Source organism: Micromonospora sp. NPDC049107, assembly GCF_040648595.1.
Classification (GTDB): Bacteria; Actinomycetota; Actinomycetes; order Mycobacteriales; family Micromonosporaceae; genus Micromonospora.
Map to the genome: position 1 here is coordinate 737,827 of NZ_JBEZEC010000001.1, position 24,494 is coordinate 762,320.

Genomic DNA, 24,494 nt, shown 5'->3' on the forward strand with positions numbered 1-24,494 from the left:
CCGATGACGCATGGCGTCTTGCGCACCCACGAGCACCGTCGTACCCCGAGCGGCGGTCGCACCGCCGCGCCCCGACCCGGCCGCACAACCGCGCCGGCATCCGCTCGCTTGGGCGTCGTTTCCCGCTGAGTTCCGCGCCACGCCACCCGTCGCCGCCGGCCCCGTGCCGGTGAGCGGTCCGGGTCGCGGTGCCCGCTGAACCCCGCGCCCACCCGCACGTCGTCGCCGAACCGCTTCCGCGAGCGCGCCGACGTTACCGTCCGGAGCCTGCCGTGCGCATTCTGCTGCTCTCCACCGCCGACACCGACCTGCTGGCCGCCCGCGCCAGCGACGCCGACTACCGGCTCGCCAACCCTGCCCGGGTGGCGGCCGACGAGGTGCCCGCCCTGCTCGACGGGGTCGACCTCGCCGTCGTACGCCTGCTCGGCGGTCGGCAGGCGTGGCCGGACGGCCTCGCCGCCGTGCTCGCCAGCGGCGTGCCCACGGTCGTCCTTGGCGGCGAGGCGCTGCCGGACGCGGAGCTGATGGCGGTCTCCACGGTGCCGTCCGGGGTGGTCGCCCAGGCCCTCGCGTACCTGGTCGAGGGTGGCCCGGACAACCTGGGGGAGTTGGCCCGGTTCCTCTCCGACACGGTCCTGCTCACCGGGGAGGGGTTCGCACCGCCCGCGCCGACCCCGGCGTACGGCGTGCACGGCGAGCACCCCACCGAACCGGGTCGGCCCACCATCGGAATCGTCTTCTACCGGGCGCACGCCCTGGCCGGCAACACCGCGTTCGTCGACGTGCTGGCCGAGGCGGTCCGCGCGGCCGGCGGCAACCCCCTGCCGATCTTCTGCGGCTCGCTGCGCGGGCTGACGGCCGGCGCCGGCCCCCTCGGGCTCTTCGCCCGCTGCGACGCGCTGCTGGTCACCGTCCTCGCGGCCGGCGGCGCGGTCGCCGCCGACGCCTCCTCCGGCGGCGACGAGGACGCCTGGGACGTCGGCGCGCTCGCCGCCCTGGACGTGCCGGTCATCCAGGCGCTCTGCCTCACCAGCACGCGCGAGCAGTGGGCCGCCAGCGACGCCGGACTGTCCCCGTTGGACGCGGCGATGCAGGTGGCCATCCCCGAGTTCGACGGCCGGATCGTCACCGTGCCGTTCTCGTTCAAGCAGGTCGACGCCGACGGTCTTTCGGTGTACGCCGCCGACCCCGAGCGGGCCGCCCGCGTCGCCGGGATCGCGGTGCGGCACGCCCGGCTGCGGTACGTGCCGAACGCCGACAAGCGGATCGCCGTGGTGCTCAGCTCGTACCCCACCAAGCACTCGCGGGTCGGCAACGCCGTCGGGCTGGACACCCCGGCCTCGGCGGTCCGGCTGTTCGCCGCGCTCGCCGAGGCGGGCTACGACCTCGGCGGCACGCCGCCGCCCACGGACGGTGACGCGCTGATCCACGCGCTGATCGCCGCCGGCGGGCACGACGTGGAGTGGCTCACCCCGGATCAGTTGGCCGCCGCCGAGGCGCGGATACCGGGGCAGACGTACCGGCGCTGGTTCGAGGCGGTCCCGGTCGAGCTGCGCGAGCGGATGCGGCAACACTGGGGCGAGCCGCCCGGCGAGCTGTACACCGACGGCGGGGACGTCGTGCTGGCCGGGCTGCGCTTCGGCAACGTGGCGCTGCTGATCCAGCCGCCGCGTGGTTTCGGGGAGAACCCGATCGCCATCTACCACGACCCGGACCTGCCGCCGAGCCACCACTACCTGGCCGCGTACCGCTGGCTCGCCGCGCCGGTCTCCGACGGCGGCTTCGGCGCGGACGCCGTGGTGCACCTGGGCAAGCACGGCACCCTGGAGTGGCTGCCCGGCAAGGGCCTCGGCCTGGCCGCCGGCTGCGCGCCCGACGCGGTCCTCGCGGACCTGCCGCTGGTGTACCCGTTCATCGTCAACGACCCCGGCGAGGGCACCCAGGCCAAGCGGCGGGCGCACGCCGTGGTCATCGACCACCTGGTGCCGCCGATGGCCCGCGCCGAGACCTACGGCGACCTGGCCAAACTGGAGCAACTGCTCGACGAGTACGCCACCGTGCAGGCGCTCGACCCGGCGAAGGTGCCGACCGTGCGGGCGCAGATCTGGGACCTGGTCCGCGCCGCCGAGCTGCACCACGACCTGCACACCGAGGCGATGCCCGACGCGGACGACTTCGACGACTTCGTGCTGCACCTCGACGGCTACCTGTGCGAGGTCAAGGACGTGCAGATCCGCGACGGCCTGCACATCCTCGCCGACGCGCCCACCGGCGAGCCGCGGGTCAACCTGGTCCTCGCGGTGCTGCGCGCCCCGCAGATCTGGGGTGGCGTCCAGGCCCTGCCCGGCCTGCGGCAGGCCCTCGCCACCGCGTACGGCCTCGACGAACAGGAACTGCTTGCCATGCCGGGCCGGCGGATCGCCCTGCCGGCCGCGTTGACCGACGCGGTGGACGGGCCGGCCGGCACCGCCGCCGATGCCATCGACCTGATCGAAACCCTCGCCCGGCGGCTGGTCGTCGGCATGGAGACCCTGGGCTGGACCGCCGACACGGCCGAGGCGGTCGTCGCCGAGGTGACCGGCCAGCCGATCCCGGACGCCGCCGAGGTGCTGCGCTTCGCCGCCACCGAGTTGGTGCCCCGGCTGGTTCGCACCACCGACGAGCTGACCAACACCCTCGGTGCGCTCGACGGCCGGTTCGTGCCGCCCGGCCCGTCCGGCTCACCCACCCGGGGCCTGGTCAACGTGTTGCCCACCGGCCGGAACTTCTACTCCGTCGACCCGAAGGCCATCCCCAGCCGCAACGCCTGGGACGTCGGCGTGGCCCTGGCCGACTCGCTGCTGGCCCGGCACCTCGCCGACACCGGCGCGTACCCCCGCTCGGTGGGGTTGACCGTGTGGGGCACCAGCGCCATGCGGACGCAGGGCGACGACATCGCCGAGGTGCTCGCGCTTATCGGCTGCCGGCCGGTGTGGGACGAGCGGTCCCGGCGGGTCACCGGCGTCGAGGTGGTGCCGACCGCCGAGCTGGGTCGGCCCCGCGTCGACGTCACCGTACGGATCTCCGGGTTCTTCCGCGACGCGTTCCCGCACGTGGTGGCGCTGCTCGACGACGCCGTCCGGCAGGTCGCCGCCCTGAACGAGCCGGCCGAGGAGAACTACCTGCGCGCCCACGTGGCCGCCGACCTCGCCGAGCACGGTGACGAGCGGCGGGCCACCGCCCGGATCTTCGGCTCCAAACCCGGGGCGTACGGCGCGGGCCTGCTGCCGCTGATCGACGCCCGGACCTGGCGCAGCGACGCCGACCTGGCCGAGGTGTACGCGGTGTGGGGTGGCTACGCGTACGGCCGGGGCCTGGACGGTCGGGAGGCGCGCGCCGACATGGAACGCTCCTTCGCGCGGATCTCGGTCGCGGTGAAGAACCAGGACACCCGCGAGCACGACATCGTCGACTCCGACGACTACTTCCAGTATCACGGCGGGATGGTGGCGATGGTCCGCCACCTCACCGGCACGTCCCCGGCCGCGTACGTGGGCGACTCGGCGATGCCGCACGACGTGCGGACCCGCACGCTGGGCGAGGAGACCCGGCGGGTGTTCCGGGCCCGGGTGGTCAACCCGAAGTGGATCGCCGCGATGCGCCGGCACGGCTACAAGGGCGCGTTCGAGCTGGCCGCCACCGTGGACTACCTGTTCGGCTACGACGCCACCGCCGGTGTGGTGGACGACTGGATGTACGAGCACCTGGCCGCCGCGTACCTGTTCGACGACACCACCCGCGAGTTCCTGGAGAAGTCCAACCCGTGGGCGCTACGCGGCATCACCGAGCGGCTATTGGAGGCCGCCGACCGGGGGCTGTGGGCCAAGCCCGAGCCGGCCACCCTGGACCGCCTGCGCGACACCTACCTGGCCAGCGAGGGCGACCTGGAGGACCGGGCATGACCACGACCTACCCGTTCAGCGCCGTGCTCGGCATGGCCGACATGCGGCTGGCGTTGCTGCTCAACGCCGTGTCCCCGGCGATCGGTGGGGTCCTCGTGCGGGGCGAGAAGGGCACCGCCAAGTCCACCGCCGTACGCGCCCTCGCCGCGCTGCTGCCCCCGGTGCGCCGGGTCGCCGGCTGCCGCTTCGGGTGTGATCCGGCCGAACCCGACCCGGGCTGCCCGGACGGGCCGCACCCGGTCGGGGCGGCCGTCGAGACCGGGCCGGCGCGCCTCGTCGAACTGCCCGTCGGAGCGGCCGAGGACCGGGTGGTCGGGTCGCTGGACCTGGAGAAGGCCCTCGGCGAGGGCGTACGCGCCTTCGAACCGGGCCTGCTCGCCGCCGCCCACCGGGGCGTGCTCTACGTGGACGAGGTCAACCTGCTGCACGACCACCTCGTCGACCTGCTGCTGGACGCGGCGGCGATGGGCCGCAGCCACGTCGAGCGCGAGGGCGTCTCGGTCAGCCACGCGGCCCGGTTCCTGCTGGTCGGCACCATGAACCCGGAGGAGGGGGAGCTGCGCCCGCAGCTGCTCGACCGGTTCGGGCTGACCGTGGAGGTGAACGCCAGCCGGGACCCGGAGATCCGGGTGGAGGTCGTCCGCCGGCGGCTCGCCGCCGACGCCGACCCGGCCGGGTTCGCCGCCCGCTGGGCCGACGCCGACGCCGAGATCGCCGCCCAGGTGGCCGCCGCCCGCCGCCGGCTTCCCGGGGTACGCCTGCCGGACGCCGCGCTGCGGCAGATCGCCGAGGTGTGCGCGGCGTTCGACGTGGACGGGATGCGCGCCGACATCGTCACCGCGCGTACCGCCCTCGCCCACGCCGCCTGGCACGACCGGGACCGGGTCACCAGCGACGACGTGCGGGTGGCGGCCCGACTCGCCCTGCCGCACCGCCGTCGCCGCGACCCGTTCGACACGCCGGGGCTGGACGAGAAGCGCCTCGACGAGGCGCTGCAACGGGCCCAGGACAACCACCCCGACGACCCGGACGACGACGGCCGCCCGGACGACGGCGGCTCCGCCGGCCCGCGCCCCGACGGTCCCGATGGTGGCGGTGGGGGCGGCCCCGGCGGCAGTGCCGGCGACCTGGGCGGCTCCTCCGGCGTGGACGGCGACACCGGGGAACATCGTCACGATGGGAACGGCCCCGACGGCGACGCCCTCGATCCCGCCGACGTGGACGGTGGGGAGTCGGGCAGCGGCGGGCACGATTCCGGCGCCGGCGAGTCCGGAAGGGCCGACGGCCCGGAGCCGCACGCCGCCGACGTCGGCGCGGACGGGGACTTCTCGGGGGTGAACGGTCGGGGCGGTCGCCGTCAGCGGGCCGAGGAGGGTGAGCGCAGCGGCACCGGGAACGACCGGGAGCGCGAGGGTGGACGGGTGGCCGTACCCCGGGGTGGTCTGCGAGCCCGGCTGCTGACCGCGCCCGGCGTCGGTGACGGGGTGCCGGGCCGGCGGTCGCGGGCCCGGACCGGGAGGGGCCGCACCACCGGGGCCCGGGTGCCGAACGGTCGGGTCGGCGCGCTGCACCTGCCGGCCACCATCCGCGCCGCCGCACCCCACCAGGCGGCTCGGGGCCGACTGGCGGGCCCGCTGCGTCTGCGTCCGGACGACGTCCGCGAGGCGGTCCGGGAGGGGCGCGAGGGCAACCTGGTGCTGTTCGTGGTGGACGCCAGCGGTTCGATGGGCGCCCGGCAGCGGATGGTCACCGTGAAGGATGCCGTGCTCGCCCTGCTCACCGACGCGTACCAGCGGCGGGACAAGGTCGCGGTGATCGCCTTCCGGGGAGCCGGCGCGCGCACCGTGCTGCCGGCGACCTCGTCGGTGCTGGCCGCCTCGACCCGTCTGGCCGAGTTGCCCACCGGCGGGCGGACACCACTGGCCGAGGGTCTGCTGGCCGCCGCGGACCTGCTGCGGGTGGAGCGCCTGCGCGACCCGAAGCGCCGCCCCCTGGTCCTGGTGGTCACCGACGGCCGCGCCACCGCCGGAACCCGCCCGCTCGACCGGGCGGCAGGAGCGGCGGCAATCCTCGCGGCGACGGGTGCCCCCTGCGTGGTCGTCGACTGCGAATCCGGCCCGATCCGCCTGCACCTGGCCCGCCGCCTGGCCACCCAACTCAACGCCCCCCTGCACCCCCTGCACGCCCTGACCCACCCCGCCCCCCGCGATCTTGCAGTTTCTGTCGCCACATAAGAGGACGAGATACGCATATGAGCAACAGAAACTGCAAGATCGCGGAGGGCGCGCGGGGCGCGGAGGGCGCGCGGGGCGCGGAGGGCGCGCGGGGCGCGGAAGGCGCGCGGGGCGCGGAGGGCGCGCGGGGCTTGACGATGAGGGGGGAACTCTGATGCCGCAGGGACAGCCGAGTCACGTGCCCGCGGACGGGTTGACGACGCGGCAGCGGCGGAATCGGCCGCTGCTCGCCGTCCACACCGGACAGATGAAGGGGAAGTCGACGGCCGCCTTCGGGCTGGCGCTGCGGGCCTGGACGGCCGGCCTGCCGATCGGAGTCTTCCAGTTCGTCAAGAGCGCCAAGTGGCGGGTCGGGGAGGAGAACGCCTTCCGGGCGCTCGGCGAGGTGCACGAGCGTACCGGCCAGGGCGCGCCGGTCGCCTGGCACAAGATGGGTGAGGGCTGGTCCTGGATCCAGCGCGGCGGCGAGGCCGACCACGCCGCCGACGCCCTGGAGGGGTGGCGGCAGATCCAGCGGGACCTGGCCGCCGAGCGTTACGGGCTGTACGTGCTGGACGAGTTCACCTACCCGATGAAGTGGGGCTGGGTGGACGTCGACGAGGTGGTCGCCACCCTCGCCGACCGGCCCGGCTTCCAACACGTCGTCATCACCGGTCGCGACGCCGACCCGCGCCTGGTCGCCGCCGCCGACCTGGTCGCCGAGCTGACCAAGGTCAAGCACCCGATGGACGCCGGTCAGAAGGGTCAGAAGGGCATCGAGTGGTGATCGCCCCCGCCGAACCGTTGTCGCTGCCCCGGGTGGTGGTCGCCGCGCCGGCCAGCGGCCACGGCAAGACGACGGTCGCCACCGGGCTGCTCGCCGCGCTGCGTCGACGCGGCCTCACGGTCAGCCCGCACAAGGTCGGCCCGGACTACATCGACCCCGGCTACCACGCCCTCGCCGCCGGCCGGCCCGGTCGCAACCTCGACCCGTTCCTGGTCGGGGCCGAGCGGATCGCCGGCCTGCTGCGGCACGGCGCGAGCGTCCCCACGCCCGCCGACATCGCCGTGGTGGAGGGCGTCATGGGCCTGCACGACGGCGCGGTGGGCCGGCGCGACTTCGCCTCCACGGCACACGTCGCCCGGCTCGTCGACGCGCCCGTGCTGCTGGTGCTGGACACCACCGCGCAGGGCCGCTCCGCCGCGGCGCTGACCCTCGGCATGGCCGCGTTCGACCCCGCCGTGCGGATCGGCGGCGTGATCCTCAACCGGGTCGGCTCGCCCCGGCACGAGACGCTGCTGCGCGACGCCCTCGCCGAGGTGGGCGTACCGGTGCTCGGGGCCGTCACCCGCGCCGCCGAGGTCGCCGCGCCGGCCCGGCACCTCGGGCTGGTACCGGTCGCCGAACGGACCCCCGAATCGCTCGCCATCGTCACCGCGCTCGCCGAACTGGTCGAGGCCACCGTCGACCTCGACGCCGTCCTCGACCTGGCCCGCAGCGCCGGGCCGCTGACCGCCCCGGCCTGGGACCCGGTCCAGGCCGTCGGCGGGCCGGCCGGCGTCGGGCGGCCACGGGTCGCGCTCGCCGGTGGTCCGGCCTTCACCTTCTCGTACGCCGAGACCGCCGAACTCCTCACGGCTGCCGGCGCGGACATCGTCACCGTCGACCCGCTGCGCGACCCGGCGCTGCCCAGCGGCACCCGGGCGGTGGTCATCGGCGGCGGCTTCCCCGAGGCGTACGCCGAGGCCCTCGCGGGCAACGGCACGCTCCGCGCCGAGCTGGCCGACTTCGACGGGCCGATCGTGGCCGAGTGCGCCGGGCTGCTCTACCTCGGGCGGTCCCTGGACGGCGTACCCATGTGCGGGCGGCTGGACCTGACCGCCCAGATGACCGGCCGGCTCACCCTCGGCTACCGCGAGGCCGTCGCCGTCACCGACTCACCGGTGGCCCGGACGGGCGAGCCGGTACGCGGCCACGAGTTCCACCGCACCACCACCGACCCCGGACACGGCAAGGCGCCGGCGTGGCGTTGGAACGACACCGAGCACGGCTTCGTCGACGGTCGGGTGCACGCCTCCTACCTGCACACCCACTGGGCCGGGCACCCCGCGGCGGCCCGCCGGCTGGTCGAGGCGGCCCGATGACCGCCACGCTGACCGGCGTCGGCGTCGGACCGGGCGACCCGGAACTGCTCACCGTCAAGGCGGTGCGGGTCCTGCGCGAGGCCGACGTGGTCTTCGTACCCGTGATGGCGGACCGGGCCGAGACCAGCGCGACGACCGGTCCGACGCCGCCGGGCGCGGACGCCGGACGGGCCGAGGCGACCGTCCGGGCCTACGTCGCGGCGGACCGGCTGCGCCGGCTGCCGTTCGCCCTCGACGATCGAGGTGGGGTGACCGCCCGCCGCACGGCGGCCTGGGACGAGGCCGCCGGGACGGTCGTCGAGGCGATCGACGCGGGCGCGCGATCGCTGGCCTTCGCCACCATCGGCGACCCCAACGTCTACTCCACCTTCGGCTACCTGGCGCAGAGCGTGCGGGCCCTGCGCCCCGCCGTGCGGGTGGCGACGGTGCCCGGCGTCACCGCCATGCAGGAGCTGGCCGCGCGCAGCGGCACCCCGCTCGTGGAGGGACGCGAACCGCTCACGCTGCTGCCGGCCACCGCCGGCCTCGCGCCGTTCGCCGACGCCCTCGCCGGGCCGGGCACCGTGGTCGTCTACAAGGGCTGGCGACGGCACCCCGAGCTGCTGGCCGAGTTACGCCGGCAGGACCGCCTTCCCGACGCGGTGCTCGGGCGCGCCCTGGGCCTGCCCGGCGAACGGATCGGCCCGGTCGACGACGCCGGGCCCGACCTGCCGTACCTGTCCACGCTGCTGGTCCCCGCCCGGCGCGCGTACCGAGGAGGAAAACTGTGACCAGCGACGGCAAGGTGTGGTTCGTCGGCGCCGGCCCGGGCGCGGCGGACCTGCTGACCCTGCGGGCCGCCCGCGTGATCGCCACGGCGGACGTCGTGATCTGGGCGGCCAGCCTGGTGCACGCCGACGTGCTCGACCACGCCCGCCCCGACGCGAAGGTCGTCGACTCGTCGCAACTGCCCATCGAGGGGGTGTTGCCGCTCTACGAGCGGGCCGCCGCGCAGGGGCTGACCGTGGCGCGCATCCACTCCGGCGACCCGGCCCTCTGGGGCGCGGTGCAGGAGCAACTGGACCTGTGCCGGGCGCTCGACCTGGCCGTCGAGATCGTCCCCGGGGTGTCGTCGTTCACCGCCGTGGCCGCGATCGTCGGGCGGGAACTGACCGTGCCCGAGGTCGCCCAGTCGGTGATCCTCACCCGCCTCGAAGGCGGCAAGACCCCCATGCCGCCCGGCGAGCGGGTCCGCGACTTCGCCCGGCACGGCACCACCATGGCGCTGTTCCTCTCCGCCGCCCGCTCCGGGCAGGTGCAGGCCGAACTGCTGGCCGGCGGCTACCCGGCGGACACTCCGGCCGTCGTGGCGTACCAGGCCACCTGGCCCGACGAGCTGGTCGTGCGCTGCACGGTCGGCACCCTGGAGGCCACCGTCAAGCGGCACAAGCTGTGGAAACACACCTTGTTCCTGGTCGGCCCGGCCCTCGCCGCGACGGGCACCCGCTCGCACCTCTACCACCCGGGGCACTTCCACACCTTCCGTCGCGCCGAACCGGCCGCCCGCGCCGAGCTGCGCCGCGCCCGCGCCGGAGAGACAGAAACCCCATGACGTACGCCGAACCGCCGCTGCGCGAGCCGGACCTGCCGCGTACGGCGAAGGTCCGGCCCACCGCGCTACGGACCGGCTGGACCACCGGCGCGTGCGCGACCGCGGCGGCCAAGGCGGCGGTCACCGCCCTGGTCACCGGCGAAATCCAACCTGAGGTGGAGATCGGCCTGCCCGCCGGGCGACGGGTGCGCTTCCCGGTGGAACGCTGCGAGGTGACCGGCAGCCCACCGGTGCGCGCCGAGGCGGTCGTGGTCAAGGACGCCGGGGACGACCCGGACGTCACCCACGGCGCCGAGCTGACCGCCACCGTGGACTACACGGACGCCCCTGGGCTGCGGTTGGCCGGCGGCACCGGCGTCGGCACCGTCACCAAACCCGGCCTCGGGCTCGCCGTCGGCGGACCGGCCATCAACGACACGCCCCGCCGGATGATCGGCGAGGCGGTGGCCGAGGTCGTCGACCTCACCGAGGTCGGTGTGCGCGTGGTCATCAGCGTGCCCCGGGGCGAGATCATGGCCCGCAAGACCACCAACCGGCGGCTCGGCATCCTCGGCGGCATCTCGATCCTCGGCACCACCGGAATCGTCCGGCCCTTCTCCACCGCCTCCTGGCGGGCCAGCGTGGTGCAGGCCGTGCACGTCATGGCCGCCCAGGGCGAGCGGACCGTGGTGCTGTGCACCGGTGGGCGTACCGAGCGGGCCGCCCGCGCGCTGCTGCCCGACCTGCCCGAGGTGTGCTTCGTCGAGGTGGGCGACTTCACCGGCGCGGCGGTGAGCGCCGCCGTCGAGGACGCGATGACCGGCGTGGTCTTCGTCGGCATGGCCGGCAAGCTCGCCAAGCTCGCCGCCGGCATTCTGATGACCCACTACACCCGCTCCACGGTGGACCTGTCCCTGCTCGGCGCGGTGACCGCCGACGCCGGTGGCGATCCGGCGCTCGTCGCCGCCGTGACCGAGGCCAACACCGGGCGGCACGCGTACGAGCTGTGGGAGGCGGCCGGCCTGCTCGGTGCGGCCGGGGACCTGCTCTGCCAACGGGTCCAGGCGGTGCTACGACGCTTCGCCGGGCCGACGGTCACCGTGGACGTGGCGATGGTCGACTTCGCCGGCGCGCGGGTCGTCGCCTCGTCCGGCCGGTGGCCGCGATGAGCGCCCCGGACGCGCTGGTGGGCGGAGTGACCTCAAGCGAAGCGACGGCGACGGTGGCATCCCCGGACGCGCTGGTGACCGTGGTCGGGCTCGACGCCGCCGGGGCGCCGCCGCATCCCGCCCTCGCCTCCGCGCTGGCCGGCGCGGGACTGGTGGTCGGGGCGGCCCGGCACCTGGCCGCGGTGCCCGTACCGGGGAGCGCGCAGACCATCGTCCTCGGACCGCTCGCCCCGGCCCTGCGCCGGTTGGCCGACGCCGTCGACGCCCGGGTGCCGGCCGTCGTGCTGGCCAGCGGCGATCCCGGCCTGTTCGGGATCGTCCGGCGGCTGCGCGCGGCCGGGCTGCCGCTGCGGGTGGTGCCGGCGGTGTCCAGTGTGGCCGCCGCGTTCGCCCGCGCCGGACTGTCCTGGGACGGCGCGGCCGTGGTGACCGCGCACGGCCGCGACCTCCGACCGGCGCTGAACGCCTGCCGGGCGCTGCCGCTGGTCGCGGTCCTCACCGCGCCGGGGGCCGGGGCCGCCGAAGTGGGCGCCGGCCTCGTCGGCTGGTCCCGACGCCTGCTGGTCGCCGAGAACCTCGGCACCGACGCCGAACGGGTGCGGGAGATGAGCCCTGCGCAAGCCGCCGCCGGCACCTGGCCCGACCCACACGTCCTGCTCAGCGTCGCCGTGTCCGAGCCCGCCGTGCCCGTGCCCGCCGTGCCCGTGCCCGCCGTGCCCGTGCCCGCCGTGTCCGAGCCAGCCGTGCCCGTGTCTGCGCCCGCGCGGGCCGTGCCCGCGCCAGCTCCCGAACCCGTCGCGGTCGGTGGGATGCGCGTCGACAACCAGCCGGCCGCCGCGCCGGTCGGCGGCTGGGCGCTGCCGGAGAGCCGGTACGCCCACCGCGACTCGATGATCACCAAGTCGGAGGTGCGTGCCCTGGTCGTCGCGCGGCTGCGCCCCCGGCTGGGTCGCCTCGTCTGGGACGTCGGCGCGGGCAGCGGCTCGGTCGGCATCGAGTGCGCGCTACTCGGCGCGGCCGTGCTCGCCGTCGAGCAGGACCCGGCGTCCGCCGCGACGATTCGGGAGAACGCCGCCACGCACGCCGTCGACGTCCGGATCGTCGTCGGGCGTGCCCCGACGGCGCTTGATGGTCTGCCCGAACCGGACGCGGTCTTCGTGGGTGGCGGCGGCGTCGACGTCCTCGCCGCCGTGGTGGCCCGCCGCCCCGAGCGGATCGTGCTCACCCTGGCCGCGCTGGATCGCGTCGCGCCGGCGGTGGCGCTGCTGCGCGCCGCCGGCTACCGGGTCGAGGGCAGCCAGCTCGCCGCCGCCCGCCTCGCCGACCTGCCCGGCGGGTCGATCCGTCTCGCGGCCACCAACCCGGTGGTCGTCCTCACCGGGGAGCGCCCGTGAACGACAACACTCCGGCGCGGATCGGCCTGGTGGCGGCCACCGCCGCCGGTCGGCGGCACGCCGACATCCTGGCCGCCGCCTGGCCGCACGCCCGGCTGGTCGAGGGCGACGGCGTCGCCGACGCGCTACGCGCCGCCTGGGCGGAATGTGACGCGGTGGTCGCGTTCCTGGCCACCGGCGCGGTGGTACGCGTCCTCGCGCCGCTGCTCGGCGACAAGCGCACCGACCCGGCCGTGGTGGTCGTCGACGAGGCGGCCCGGCACTCGGTGGCGCTGCTGGGCGGTCACGCCGGCGGCGGCAACGACCTCGCCGAGCGGGTCGGCGCGCTACTGGACGCCCAACCGGTGGTCACCACCGCCACCGACGCGGTCGGGCTGCCCGGGCTGGACACCCTCGGCTGGCCCGTGCGGGGCGCGGTCGCCGCGGTGTCCCGGGCCATCCTGGACGGTGAGCCGGTCGAGCTGGTCGCCGACGCCGCCTGGCCGCTACCCGCCCTGCCACCGAACGTGCGCGTCGTCCAGCCCGAGGCCGGCGCCGGCCATGCCGGCCACCCCGGGGCCACGTCCGTCGAAGGCGTGGCCGTTGAAGGCGCGTTCGTCGAAGGCGCGTTCGTCGAAGGCGCGTTCGACGAGGGCGTCACCGGCAGCGCGGCCGACGAGAAGGCGACCGGCGGTCACTACCGACTGCTGGTCACCGATCGGGTGGTGCCGATCGACGCGCGGACCGCCGTGCTGCGACCGCCGTCGCTGGTCGCCGGTGTCGGGGCGAGTCGGGGCGTACCGGCCGCCGAGGTGGCCGAACTGCTGCACCGGGTGCTGGCCGAGGCCGGCGTCGACCCGGCGAGCCTGAGCTGCCTGGCCAGCGCCGACATCAAGGCTGACGAGGCGGGCATCCGCAGCACCGCCGACGCGCTCGGCGTACCCCTGGTGACCTGGCCCGCGACGCGCCTCGCCGCGGTCGACGTGCCGCACCCCAGCGAGGTGGTCCGGGCGGCGGTCGGCACGCCGAGCGTCGCGGAGGCCGCGGCCCTGCTCGGCGCGGACGGCCGGGCCGGCGACGCGACGCTGCTGGTGGGCAAGACCGCGTCGGCGATGGCGACCGTGGCGGTGGCGCGGCACGCGCCGCGCGGCCGGCTCGCCGTCGTCGGTCTCGGGCCGGGCGCGGCCGACCTGCGCGCTCCCCGGGCGGTGGCGGAGCTGCGCCGCGCGGCCGTGGTGGTGGGCCTGGACCAGTACGTCGACCAGGTCCGCGACGTGCTGCGGCCGGGCACCCGGGTGCTCGCCAGCTCGCTCGGCGCGGAGGAGGCGCGGGCCAGGGCCGCCGTGGCCGAGGCCGCCGCCGGCCGCGCGGTCGCGCTCATCGGGTCCGGCGACGCCGGGGTGTACGCGATGGCGAGCCCCGCCCTGGAGTACGCCGACGAGCGGATCGACGTGGTGGGCGTGCCCGGGGTGACCGCCGCCCTCGCCGCCGGGGCGCTGCTCGGCGCGCCACTCGGGCACGACCACGCCTACGTCAGTCTGTCCGATCTGCACACTCCGTGGGAGGTCATCGAGCGGCGGGTGAGCGCCGCCGCCGAGGGTGACTTCGTGACGGTGTTCTACAACCCGCGCAGCCGCGCCCGCGACTGGCAGCTCGGCAAGGCGCTCGGCATCCTCGCCGCGCACCGGCCGCCGGACACCCCGGTCGGGGTGGTGCGCAACGCCAGCCGCCCCGGCGAGCGGGTGCACCTCGCGACGGTGGCCACGCTCGACGCGGCCATCGTCGACATGTACAGCGTGGTGGTGGTGGGCAACAGCGACACCCGGCTGGTCGCCGGGCGGATGGTCACACCCCGGGGGTACCGGTGGCGCTCGTGACCATCGACGCCTGCCAGGGCTGCGGCGCGTGCCTGCTGACCTGCCCCACGCACGCGATCAGGCCGGTCGCCGGCGGCCTCACGGTACGCGCCGACCGGTGCACCGGCTGCCTGGAGTGCCTGGAGATCTGCCCGGTCGACGCGATCCGCGTGACCGAGCCCTGGGAAGGAGCCCGATGAGCCGGACGGTGCATCCCATCGAGGTCGAGTCGTACCGCATCCTGCGCGAGCGCGTCGACCTGTCGCACCTGCCACCACTGACCCGGGCGGTTACCGAGCGGGTGGTGCACGCCAGCGCCGACCTCGCGTACGTCGACGAGCTGGTCTGCGACGAGGTGGCCCTGGAGGCGGGGCTGGCCGCGCTGCGCGCGGGCGCACCCGTGGTGACGGACGTGGCGATGGTCGCCGCCGGCATCACCCGGGCCGGACTGGAACTCGTCTGCCCGGTCGCCGAGCCGGCCGCCGCCGAGCTGGGCCGCGCGGCCGGCATCACCCGCTCGGCGGCGGCCGTGCGGATCGCCCTGGACCGGGTCGGCCCCGGCGCGGTCTGGGTGGTCGGCTGCGCGCCGACCGCGCTCGTCGAACTACTCACCCTGGACGCCGCCCCGGCGCTGGTCGTCGGCCTGCCGGTCGGCTTCGTGGGCGCGGCCGAATCGAAGGCGGCGCTGCGGGCCAGCGGCCTGCCCGGGGTGTCCAACGTGGGCGAGAAGGGCGGCTCGGCGGTCGCCGCCGCCGCCCTCAATGCCCTGCTCTACAGCGAGGAGAGGTCATGACCGGGTTGGTCATCGTCGGGCACGGCACGCGCAGCGCGGCCGGGGTCGACCAGTTCGCCGCGCTCGTCGAGCGGGTCCGCCGTCGGGGTGAGATCGGCGACGTGGAGGGCGGTTTCATCGAGCTGTCCCGTCCGCCGCTCACCGACGCGGTCGGCACGCTCGTCGGGCGCGGTCACCGGAACCTGGTCGCGCTGCCGCTGGTGCTCACCGGCGCCGGGCACGGCAAGGGCGACATCCCGGCCGCGATGGCCCGTGAACAGCAGCGGCACCCCGGGTTGACGTACCGCTACGGGCGTCCGCTCGGCCCTCACCCGTTGCTGCACACGGCCCTCGAGGAGCGCATCGACGCCGCCTTGGCGGGCACCACGTCGGCGGACGCCGACCGGGCCGGTACCTGGGTGGCGCTCATCGGGCGCGGCTCCACCGACCCGGACGCCAACGCCGAGGTCGCCAAGGTCGCCCGGCTGCTCTGGGAGGGGCGCGGGTACGCGGGCGTCGAGCCCGGGTTCATCTCCCTCGCCGAACCGTCCGTGCCGGCGGTGCTGGAACGGCTGCGCCGGCTCGGCGCGCGGCGGATCGTCGTCGCGCCGTACTTCCTGTTCGCCGGGGTGCTGCCCGACCGGATCGTCGCCCAGTCGGCCGAGTTCGCCGCCGCCCACCCCAACCTGGACGTCCGCGTCGCCGACGTGATCGGCGACTGCGACGCCCTCGCCGACCTGGTGCGCGAACGTTACGACGAGGCGCTGGGCGGGGACATCCGGATGAACTGCGACACCTGCGCCTACCGGGTCCTGATGCCCGGCTTCGCCGACAAGGTGGGCCGCCCGCAGCAACCGCACGACCACCCCGACGACCCGGTTGGCCACCACCATCACCACCACCACGGGCACGGGGCGATCGCGGTGGCCACCGGGTCCTGACGCTCACTCGCTGCGGGCCGTCTCCGGGCCGGTGACGCGTTCCAACAGCGGCATGGTCGAGGCGATGACGCCCAGGCAGGCAGCCAGGCCGACGACGACGATCAGAGCGAAGCGCGGCGGCGGCGCGACGAGCGTGTAGTGCATCTGCGCCCGCAGGAACAGGTGCCCGGCGAGCAGTCCCATCCCGATGGCGACGGCGGCGACGGCGAGCATCGGTACGGCGCTCTCCAGCGCCACCACCCGGCGCAGGACCCGTACCGGGGCGCCGCTGAGGCGTAGCAGGCTGAACGGTCGACGGCGTTCGGTGAGACCGCCGATCACACTGACCGCGAGGCTGCACCCGCCGAGCGCGAGGCTGGCCACGATGATCACGTTGGCCAGTTGTTCCCAGCCGCGCAGCGTGTCGGCGAAGTCCGACTCGAAGTCGCCGGGCACGTTCGGCCCCACCCAGAAGGTCGGGAAGGCGACCTCCAGCACGGTGCGGACGCCCTCGATGGCGGTGGCGGACCCGTCCGTGCCGACGACCACCGACAACACCGGTAGCCGTTGGAGGTCGTCGAGGGTGAGCGAGGCGGCGGGCCAGACCGTCGCGGGCGATGCCGACTCCCGCCAGCGGCTGAGGCCCATCGGCACCTCGATGACGCTCGCGCCTTCGGCGCACCGGCCGTACGCGCTCGGGAGGTCGGCGCACGCGATCACCCCGACCTCGCCGGAGCCGGTGGGCGCCGGGTTCTCCCGGATGGCGGTCGCCGACCGCACACCGCTGATCGCGTGCAGGTCGGCGAAGAGCGTGTCGGGCACCGACTGCGCCTTCTCGTCGAAGACGGTGTTCACCGTGCCCGCGTCGGTCGAGCCCACCGGCGCCGGACCACGGTTGGCGACGATCGTGGTGATCACGCCGACGGCCACGCTCGTCACGAACAGCGCGAGCATGATGCCGCTGATCGCCCGGAACCCGGCCTTCGGGTTGTCGGCGAGACGTCGCGCGGCGATGAGCGTGGCGGGACGGTTGGCGTACCGGGCCATCACCCGCGCGCCGACCATCGTCAGCCAGGGACCGGCGAGGACCAGGCCGGCCATGATGAGCAGCAGGCCGGGCAGGAACACCGCGGTCTGGCCGTCGGACGTCGCGGGCTTGAAGCCGAGGGCGAAGAGCAGCACGGCGACGCCGAGCACCATCGGGATCAGCCGGTACGCGCGTGGGGCGCGGGGAGTGACCCGTCGGGTGACGCCCAGCGGCGAGATCCGGACCCGGCGCAGCGAGATCTGGGCCGCCAGCGCCGCGCCGGCCGGGACGCCGAGCGCCACCAGCAGGATGTTCAGCACGCCCAGGGACATGTCGCTGGGGAAGAACGGCATGCCGGTGAACGGGATGCCCGCGAGCGGGTCGCGGAAGGCGTAGAACAGACCGAAGCCGACGGCGGTGCCGGCGAGGGCGGCGGCGGTCGCCTCCACGGCGGCGACCGTCGAGATCTGCCGGGGCGTCGCGCCGACCAGGCGCATCGCGGCGAAGCGCTGCTCCCGGCGGGCGGCGCTGAGCCGGGTGGCGGTGCCGATGAAGATCAGCACCGGGAACAGCAACCCGCCGGCGATCACGCCCAGGATGAGGTCCACCGTGGTCTCGGGGAGGGCGGGGGTGTCGCCGACGCTGGTGACCTGCTTGGCGGCGGGCAGAGCGGCGACCTGGTCGGGGGTGCCGCCCACGATGATGAGCAGGGTGTCCGGCGAGGTCAGCGCGGCCGGACCCACCGTGCCGAGGTTACGCCCCGGGTAGCGGTCGCCCAGTTCGGCGGCCGGGTGGGCGGCCAGCAGATCGCGGAACGCGGGCGAGGCGTAGAACTCCCCGGAGCCGGGGACGGTCGGGACGCCGACCGGGGTGGGCGACGTCGAGCCGGTCGCGGCGACGTCGATGCGGATGATCTGCTTGCCACGGAAGTAGTCCTGACGGGTCGACCACCACAGCGGGTCGACGTCGCCGGCCGAGGCGTTGGGATACATCGAGGCGTACCGGGTGAGCTGGGCGTTGACGGCGTTGACCCCGGCCAGGGTGGTGAGCAGCAGCCCGCTGCCGATCGCGACGGCGGCGGCGATGACGAGCAGGCGGGTGAGTGCCTCCCGGCCACCGGCCACGGCGAGGCGGAGGCCGAAGCGGATCATGAGGCGATCCGTTCCGGCGCGTTCACGCGCCCGTCGCGGACCATGACCTCGCGATCGGCGTACGCGGCGATCCGCGCCTCGTGGGTCACCAGGATGACTGTGGTGCCCTGCTCGCGGGCGGAGCTGACCAGCAGGTCCATCACCTGTTCGCCGGTGAGCGAGTCGAGCGCGCCGGTCGGCTCGTCGGCGAAGAGCACCTGCGGCTCGGCGACCAGGCCGCGGGCCAGGGCGACGCGTTGCGCTTGCCCGCCGGAGAGCTCGCCGGAGCGGCGCTGCTCCAGGCCGTCCAGGCCGAGGCGCGTGAACCAGGCGCTCGCCTTCGGCAGCGCCTGCTTGCGGTGTACGCCGTCGAGCAGCAACGGCAGCGCGACGTTCTCCACGGCGGTCAGCTCGGGGACGAGTTGGCCGAACTGGAACACGAAGCCGAACCGGTCCCGGCGCAGACCGCTGCGCCGGCTTTCGTCCATGGCGTCGACGCGTGCCCCGTCGAAGAGGATCGCGCCGGAGTCGGGCACCAGGATGCCGGCCAGGCAGTGCAGCAGGGTGGACTTGCCCGAGCCGCTGGGCCCCATGATCGCGACGATCTCGCCGGTGTCGACGCTGATGGTTGCACCCCGCAGGGCGGGCGTCTGTCCGAAGGCGAACGTCACGTTACGGGCTTCGATGACGACGCTCATGGCCGCACCTCCTTGCGCAGGGCGTCCAGTCGGGCGCCGGTCATCTCGATCCACCGGAGGTCGGCCTCCAGGTGGTAGAGGCCGTGGTCGGCCAGGAGCGCGTCGACCAGGTTGCCGGCGCGCTTGATCTCGGTCAGCTCGCGCATCCGGTGCAGGTGCGCCCTGCGCTGGGTGTCGAGGTAGTCGGCGGCCGGCCGGTCCAGCATCAGCGCGAGGACGACCTTGGCGAAGAGCACCGTCTGTAGGTGCGGCTCCGGGTCGACGGGCTGGGTCAACCACTGCTCGACCTCGGTCGCACCGACGTCGGTGATGATGTAGCGCTTGCGGTCGGGCCCCGCGCCGGGTGCGACGTCGCTGATCACCACCTTTCCGTCCCGGGCGAGCCGGCTGAGGGTCGAGTAGACCTGGCCGAACGGCAGTGGCTTGCCCCGGCCGAAGAAGGCGTCGTAGTCGCGCTTCAGGTCGTAGCCGTGGCTGGGTTCTCGTTCGAGGAGACCGAGCAGGGTCAGTGGCACGCTCATGCCCAGGAGACTACACCGAGGGTATACCTCGCGTATATACCCTCGGGGTGCTCGCCGTCGCGCTCCTGGTCCGGGGGTGTGCTGGGTGTTTGCAAGGAAGGGCCCGTTACTAACGCATAGCGTTAGTAACGGGCCCTTCCTTGCGGGTCAGGCCGTCAGGGCGTGGGTCAGGGCGTAGCCGGCGCTGGCCGCGGTGAGCCCGGCGGCGACGCTGCCCGCCACGTTGGCCAGCGCGAACAGCCGGCGACCGCCCCTGGCCAGCCGCAGCGTCTCGTAGCTGAACGTCGAGTAGGTGGTCAGCGCCCCACAGAATCCGGTGCCGACGAGAGCGCTGACCGCCGGACCCGCCGGTACGCCGACGAGAGCGCCGAGCAGCAGCGAGCCCACCACGTTGACGGTCAACGTGCCCCAGGGGAACGCCGAGGTGTGCCGGGACTGCACGGCCCGGTCGGCGAGGTAGCGCAGGGGAGCGCCGACGGCCGCGCCCAGGGCGATCAGCAGGACGGTCATCGGGCCGCCGCGCCGCTCAGCAGTCGGGCGGTGACGGCGTCACCCAGCGCGACCGCGACGAGCGCCCCGAGCAGCGTCGCGGCCAGGTTGGTCAGCGCGGTGCCCGCGGCGCCCGCGACCAGCGCCTGCTGGATGTCGACCGCGTAGGTGGAGAACGTGGTGAAGCCGCCGAGAATCCCGACCCCGAGGAACGGGCGCGCGAGGGGGTGCCCGCCGCCGAGGTGCCCGAGCACCGCCATCAGCACGCCGATCAGCAGACAGCCGGACGTGTTGACGGCGAACGTCGCCCACGGGAAGCCGGTCGACGCGTGCGGAGCGAGGTGTTGCAGCCCGGCCCGGCCCAGCGCGCCGAGCACGCCGCCCGCCGCGATGGCGGCGACGATCGCCGCGGGGTGCGCGGTCAGCTCACCCCGGTCGGCGGGCACCCGGAGGTCGACGTCTGGGTCGGTGCGCGGGTCCAGCGGCTCTGCCACGGGTTCTCAGCGTACTGCCGCCGCCGGCGGTGTCCGCGTACGGCTCACGGACGCCGGCGGCCGCGCGTGTCAGCCTCAGCGTACGGCCGCGACGGCGGCGTCCGCGCCGCCTCGCCAGAGGGTGCCGACCTGGTCGAAGCCGGCCGCCGTGAGGGCGGTCAGGTGCCAGGAGACCGGCGGGGTCCACTCGGGGCTGTGCCCACTCGGATAGATCGTCTGCCGCTGGGCGACCAGCGGGGCGAGCGCCGGGTCGGCGCCGGCGCGGGCCCACCAGTCCGACCAGGACAGCGTCGAGCCGGCGGCGTAGCGGGCTTCGCGCCGGTCACGTGCCCGATCCAGGAGCCGCTTGGTCAGCGCCGGCAGCGCGTCGTCGGGCATGTGGTCGGCGTTGACGAGGACGCCGCCCGGGCGCAGCACGTCGCGCAGTTCGGCGTAGAGCTGCCCGAGCCGGTCGGCCGGCAGCCAGTGCAGGGCGGTGGCGGTGAGGACGGCGTCGTAGTCGCGATGGGGGAGCGCGGCGTGCCAGTCGGGGGCGCCGAGGTCGGCGGTGACGATCGTGGCGCGTCCGCCGAGCGAGGCGCGGGCGATGGCGAGCAGCGCCGGATCGAGGTCGACCAGGGTCACCTCGGCGTCGGGGAAGCGGGCCAGCGTGCGCAGCGAGATGGTCCCGGTGCCACCCGCCAGGTCGAGCACGCGCGGCGGTCGACCGTCGACGACCGCGTCGACGGTGTCGAGCATGGCGGTGAAGCGGTGTTCCCGGTCCGGCAGGTACGCCTCCTGCTGGCGGTCCCAGCTCTCCTGCCATGCCCAGGGATCGGTGATGTAAGGACTCATAAGAAAAAGGCTAGTTACAGCACCGGAGTGTTGTCCAGACCTTGTTGCACATCTTTTGCAACTGCGAGAAGATGGCAGGGCGATGATCGAGGTGACGCCGGGTCAGGCAACCGCCCGACCCGGCGTCGTCGTCCCGGCGGTCAGGCCGCCGTCTCCGCCACCTCCGTGTCGGCCGTCGGTGCCGGCTCGCTCCGCCGAGCCAGCCGCAGCGCCCCGACGAGGACCAGCAGCCCGGCCAGGGTGAGCGCGGCGCCGGCCCAGATCGGCGAGGTGTAGCCGAACCCGGCGGCGATGGTCACCCCGCCGATCCAGGCGCCCAGCGCGTTGCCGAGGTTGAACGCGGCGATGTTCGCGCCGGACGCCAGGGTCGGTGCCTGGCGGGCGTAGTGCATGATCCGCATCTGCAGCGGCGGGACGGTGGCGAAGCCGAACCCACCCATCAGCACCAGCGCGACGATGGTCAGGGTCGGGCTCGTCGCGGTCAGCGCGAAGCCGACGAGGACCACGGTGAGCGCCGCCAGGACGGTGACCAGCGTGCGTGACAGCGACCGGTCGGCCGCCCGGCCACCGAGCAGGTTGCCGGCGAAGAGGCCCACCCCGAAGAGGACGAGCAGCCACGGCACCGTGCCGCTGGCGAAGCCGCTGACCTCGGTGAGGGTGTAGGCGATGTAGGTGAACGCGCCGAACATCCCGCCGAAGCCGAGGACGGTGATCACCAGCGACAGCCAGACCTGGGTGTGGGTGAAGGCTCCCAGCTCGCCGCGCAGGCCGCCGGCGGGGCGGTCGGTGTCGGCGGTGTCGCGGGCCGGGATGAGCACGGCCAACCCGATCAGGGCGACCACGCCGATGGCGGTGATCGCCCAGAACGTGGAGCGCCAGCCGAAGTGCTGCCCGAGGAAGGTGCCGAAGGGTACGCCGAGCACGTTCGCGATGGTCAGTCCGGCGAACATCATGGCGATGGCGCCGGCGCGACGGGCCGGCGCGACCAGGCCGGCGGCCACCACGGCGCCGATGCCGAAGAACGCGCCGTGGCAGAGCGCGGCGACGACGCGACCGGCCATCATCACCGGATAGTTCCCCGCGACGGCGGAGAGGAGATTGCCGACGATGAAGAGCACCATCAGGCCGAGCAGTACGGGCTTACGGGGCAGTCGGGTGACCGCCGCGGTGAGGGCGACTCCGCCGACGGCCACGCTGAGCGCGTAGCCGGAGATCAGCCAGCCGGCGACCGGCTCGGTGACCGCGAAGTCGGCGGCCACCTCGGGCAGCAATCCCATGATGACGAATTCGGTGAGGCCGATACCGAAGGCGCCGATGGCCAGCGCGATCAGGCCGGGCGGCAGGGACTGTTGGCGTGCGGACATGGTCATCCCATCGGGGAGGGGTCGGATGTGCAGCGTGTGCAACTACACGCGTTGACAACGAGATGCTTGCACACGCTCTATATAAGCGCAAGCGTGGTAGCCTGGGCTCCAGGTCAGATCACATCGAGGAGGCCGAGATGGGCATCGCCGACGACGCGGTCGAGATCCGCGCCCAGGGCTGGCGCACCCTCGCCGCCCTGCACGGGCTCATCGAGGCGTCCCTGGAACGGGCGCTGCAGGCCGGCCACGAGCTGTCCGTCGTCGAGTACACGGTGCTCGACGCGCTCTCGCGGCAGGACGGCTGGCACATGCGGATGAGCCAACTCGCCCGCGCCGCCGCGCTCTCCGGAAGCGCCACCACCCGCCTCGTCACCCGGCTGGAGCAGCGCGGACTGTTGACCCGCATCCTCTGCGCCGACGACCGGCGCGGCATCTACACCGAGCTGACCCCGGCCGGGTCCGAGCTGCTCGCCCGCGCCCGACCCACCCACGACCGGGTACTCACCGACGCGCTCGCCGAGGCGCACGCCACCCCCGAGCTGGCCCCACTGGTCGACGCCCTGCACCGGCTGCCGGCCGTCCGCTGACCGCCCGGTCAGGCTGACGACGGCGGGCGTACGGTACCCGGGATCGCCGCACCAAGGGAGGCACGCGATGCAGGACCGCACCCCGGCGCTCCAGGAGTTGGAGCCGATCGAGCGCGCCGACGTCGACGAGCTGCGCGCCCTGCAACGCGAGCGACTGCGCTGGTCGCTGCGGCACGCGTACGACAACGTGCCGCACTACCGCCGGGCCTTCGACGCCGTCGGAGCGCACCCCGACGACTGCCGGGACCTCGCCGACCTGGCCCGTTTCCCGTTCACCGGCAAGGCGGAGCTGCGCGACAACTACCCGTTCGGCATGTTCGCCGTACCCCGGGAGCAGGTGGCCCGACTGCACGCGTCCTCCGGCACCACCGGCCGACCCACCGTGGTCGGCTACACCCGCGACGACCTGCGCACCTGGGCCCGGCTGATGGCCCGGTCCATCCGCGCCTCCGGCGGACGACCCGGCGACCGGGTGCACGTCGCGTACGGCTACGGGCTCTTCACCGGCGGCCTCGGCGCCCACTACGGCGCCGAGGAGTTGGGGTGCACGGTCATCCCGGTCTCCGGTGGCATGACCGAACGGCAGGTCATGCTGATCCGCGACTTCGAGCCCGAGATCATCATGGTGACGCCCAGTTACATGCTCGCCATCGTCGACGAGATGCGGCGTCAGGGCGTCGACCCGCGCAGCACCTCGCTGCGGGTCGGCATCTTCGGCGCGGAGCCGTGGACCGAGGACATGCGCCGTGAGATGGAGCAGCGCCTGGACATCCACGCGCTGGACATCTACGGGCTCTCCGAGGTGATGGGCCCCGGCGTGGCCACCGAGTGCGTCGAGACCAAGGACGGGTTGCACCTCTGGGAGGACCACTTCTACCCGGAGATCATCGACCCGGTCACCGGCGCGGTGCTGCCCGACGGCGAGCAGGGCGAACTGGTGCTCACCTCGCTGACCAAACAGGCGATGCCGGTCGTGCGCTACCGCACCCGCGACCTCACCCGGCTGTTGCCCGGCACCGCGCGCCCCATGCGCCGGATCGAGAAGATCACCGGCCGGACGGACGACATGATGATCGTGCGGGGGGTGAACGTCTTCCCCACCCAGATCGAGGAGCTGATCCTGCGGACGCCCCAGCTCTCGCCGCACTTTCAGTGCGTCCTGGACCGGCAGGGCCGGCTGGACACCCTCACCGTACGGGTTGAGCGACGCGCCGACGTGGCCGTGGACGCCGCCGAGCGGGCAGGTGCCGCCCTGGTGGAGCTGGTGAAGAACACGATCGGGGTGAGCGTCACTGTGGACGTGCTCGCCCCGGACGCGGTGGAGCGGTCGATGGGCAAGATGCGCCGTATCGTCGACCAGCGACGGGCCAGCTGACCCCGTCCGGTCAGCG

Annotated in this window: 20 protein-coding genes and 1 pseudogene; 14 read left to right on the forward strand and 7 right to left on the reverse strand. The window is 74.6% G+C overall.

Annotated features, from left to right (window positions below; translation table 11 throughout):
- Positions 1-272: 272 nt before the first annotated feature.
- The 12 genes and pseudogenes from cobN to AB0B55_RS03225 form a co-directional block, all read left to right on the forward strand.
- Positions 273-3,941 (forward strand): cobaltochelatase subunit CobN, encoded by a 3,669-nt coding sequence (cobN, locus tag AB0B55_RS03170; RefSeq protein ID WP_357169920.1) that lies wholly within the window; start codon positions 273-275, stop codon positions 3,939-3,941.
- Positions 3,938-6,175 carry a magnesium chelatase subunit D family protein gene (locus AB0B55_RS03175; RefSeq protein ID WP_357169923.1) on the forward strand — a complete coding sequence of 746 codons (2,238 nt, stop codon included), beginning with the start codon at positions 3,938-3,940 and terminating at the stop codon, positions 6,173-6,175. Before cobN ends, AB0B55_RS03175 begins: the two co-directional genes overlap by 4 nt.
- 154 nt (positions 6,176-6,329) lie before the next feature.
- Entirely contained in the window at positions 6,330-6,941 is a 612-nt protein-coding gene (cobO, locus tag AB0B55_RS03180; protein ID WP_357169926.1) for a cob(I)yrinic acid a,c-diamide adenosyltransferase, read from the forward strand.
- The gene (locus AB0B55_RS03185; RefSeq protein ID WP_357170567.1) at positions 6,941-8,299 is read left to right on the forward strand and encodes a cobyrinate a,c-diamide synthase; all 1,359 of its coding nucleotides are present in this window, start codon (positions 6,941-6,943) and stop codon (positions 8,297-8,299) included. Before cobO ends, AB0B55_RS03185 begins: the two co-directional genes overlap by 1 nt.
- The gene (gene cobI / locus AB0B55_RS03190; RefSeq protein WP_357169929.1) at positions 8,296-9,069 is read left to right on the forward strand and encodes a precorrin-2 C(20)-methyltransferase; all 774 of its coding nucleotides are present in this window, start codon (positions 8,296-8,298) and stop codon (positions 9,067-9,069) included. Before AB0B55_RS03185 ends, cobI begins: the two co-directional genes overlap by 4 nt.
- Complete coding sequence (gene cobM, locus AB0B55_RS03195; RefSeq protein WP_357169932.1) at positions 9,066-9,890, forward strand: precorrin-4 C(11)-methyltransferase; 825 nt, start codon at positions 9,066-9,068, stop codon at positions 9,888-9,890. The genes cobI and cobM overlap by 4 nt, the downstream gene beginning before the upstream one ends.
- A complete protein-coding gene (locus AB0B55_RS03200) occupies positions 9,887-11,038 on the forward strand; it encodes a cobalt-precorrin-5B (C(1))-methyltransferase (protein WP_357169935.1) in 1,152 nt (383 codons plus the stop codon). Before cobM ends, AB0B55_RS03200 begins: the two co-directional genes overlap by 4 nt.
- Entirely contained in the window at positions 11,035-12,432 is a 1,398-nt protein-coding gene (gene cbiE, locus AB0B55_RS03205; protein WP_357169938.1) for a precorrin-6y C5,15-methyltransferase (decarboxylating) subunit CbiE, read from the forward strand. The genes AB0B55_RS03200 and cbiE overlap by 4 nt, the downstream gene beginning before the upstream one ends.
- Positions 12,429-14,288: a precorrin-3B C(17)-methyltransferase gene (gene cobJ, locus AB0B55_RS03210; protein WP_357169941.1), complete on the forward strand. Its 1,860-nt coding sequence runs from the start codon at positions 12,429-12,431 to the stop codon at positions 14,286-14,288. The genes cbiE and cobJ overlap by 4 nt, the downstream gene beginning before the upstream one ends.
- A complete protein-coding gene (locus AB0B55_RS03215) occupies positions 14,276-14,467 on the forward strand; it encodes a 4Fe-4S binding protein (protein WP_357169944.1) in 192 nt (63 codons plus the stop codon). Before cobJ ends, AB0B55_RS03215 begins: the two co-directional genes overlap by 13 nt.
- The gene (locus AB0B55_RS03220; protein ID WP_357169947.1) at positions 14,464-15,060 is read left to right on the forward strand and encodes a precorrin-8X methylmutase; all 597 of its coding nucleotides are present in this window, start codon (positions 14,464-14,466) and stop codon (positions 15,058-15,060) included. The genes AB0B55_RS03215 and AB0B55_RS03220 overlap by 4 nt, the downstream gene beginning before the upstream one ends.
- Positions 15,057-15,950, forward strand: a pseudogene (locus AB0B55_RS03225) (sirohydrochlorin chelatase); the annotation flags it as partial. The gene AB0B55_RS03220 and the pseudogene AB0B55_RS03225, both read left to right, overlap by 4 nt.
- Positions 15,951-15,983: 33 nt before the next feature.
- Here the strand turns inward: AB0B55_RS03225 and AB0B55_RS03230 are convergent.
- The 7 genes from AB0B55_RS03230 to AB0B55_RS03260 form a co-directional block, all read right to left on the reverse strand.
- Complete coding sequence (locus AB0B55_RS03230; RefSeq protein ID WP_357169950.1) at positions 15,984-18,137, reverse strand: FtsX-like permease family protein; 2,154 nt, start codon at positions 18,135-18,137, stop codon at positions 15,984-15,986.
- Positions 18,134-18,814 carry an ABC transporter ATP-binding protein gene (locus AB0B55_RS03235; protein ID WP_357169953.1) on the reverse strand — a complete coding sequence of 227 codons (681 nt, stop codon included), beginning with the start codon at positions 18,812-18,814 and terminating at the stop codon, positions 18,134-18,136. Before AB0B55_RS03235 ends, AB0B55_RS03230 begins: the two co-directional genes overlap by 4 nt.
- Complete coding sequence (locus AB0B55_RS03240; RefSeq protein ID WP_357118364.1) at positions 18,811-19,335, reverse strand: PadR family transcriptional regulator; 525 nt, start codon at positions 19,333-19,335, stop codon at positions 18,811-18,813. Before AB0B55_RS03240 ends, AB0B55_RS03235 begins: the two co-directional genes overlap by 4 nt.
- 147 nt (positions 19,336-19,482) lie before the next feature.
- Entirely contained in the window at positions 19,483-19,845 is a 363-nt protein-coding gene (gene crcB, locus AB0B55_RS03245; RefSeq protein ID WP_357169956.1) for a fluoride efflux transporter CrcB, read from the reverse strand.
- Positions 19,842-20,318: a CrcB family protein gene (locus AB0B55_RS03250; protein ID WP_357169959.1), complete on the reverse strand. Its 477-nt coding sequence runs from the start codon at positions 20,316-20,318 to the stop codon at positions 19,842-19,844. Before AB0B55_RS03250 ends, crcB begins: the two co-directional genes overlap by 4 nt.
- A gap of 75 nt (positions 20,319-20,393) precedes the next feature.
- On the reverse strand, positions 20,394-21,152 hold the full coding sequence (locus AB0B55_RS03255; protein WP_357118373.1) for a class I SAM-dependent methyltransferase: 759 nt from the start codon (positions 21,150-21,152) through the stop codon (positions 20,394-20,396).
- A gap of 140 nt (positions 21,153-21,292) precedes the next feature.
- Complete coding sequence (locus AB0B55_RS03260; RefSeq protein WP_357169963.1) at positions 21,293-22,516, reverse strand: MFS transporter; 1,224 nt, start codon at positions 22,514-22,516, stop codon at positions 21,293-21,295.
- Between the two features lie 137 nt (positions 22,517-22,653).
- Between AB0B55_RS03260 and AB0B55_RS03265 the strand changes: the two genes are divergently transcribed.
- The gene (locus AB0B55_RS03265) at positions 22,654-23,103 is read left to right on the forward strand and encodes a MarR family transcriptional regulator (protein WP_357118380.1); all 450 of its coding nucleotides are present in this window, start codon (positions 22,654-22,656) and stop codon (positions 23,101-23,103) included.
- 67 nt (positions 23,104-23,170) lie between these two features.
- A complete protein-coding gene (gene paaK, locus AB0B55_RS03270) occupies positions 23,171-24,478 on the forward strand; it encodes a phenylacetate--CoA ligase PaaK (RefSeq protein WP_357118383.1) in 1,308 nt (435 codons plus the stop codon).
- The last annotated feature ends 16 nt before the right edge of the window (positions 24,479-24,494 follow it).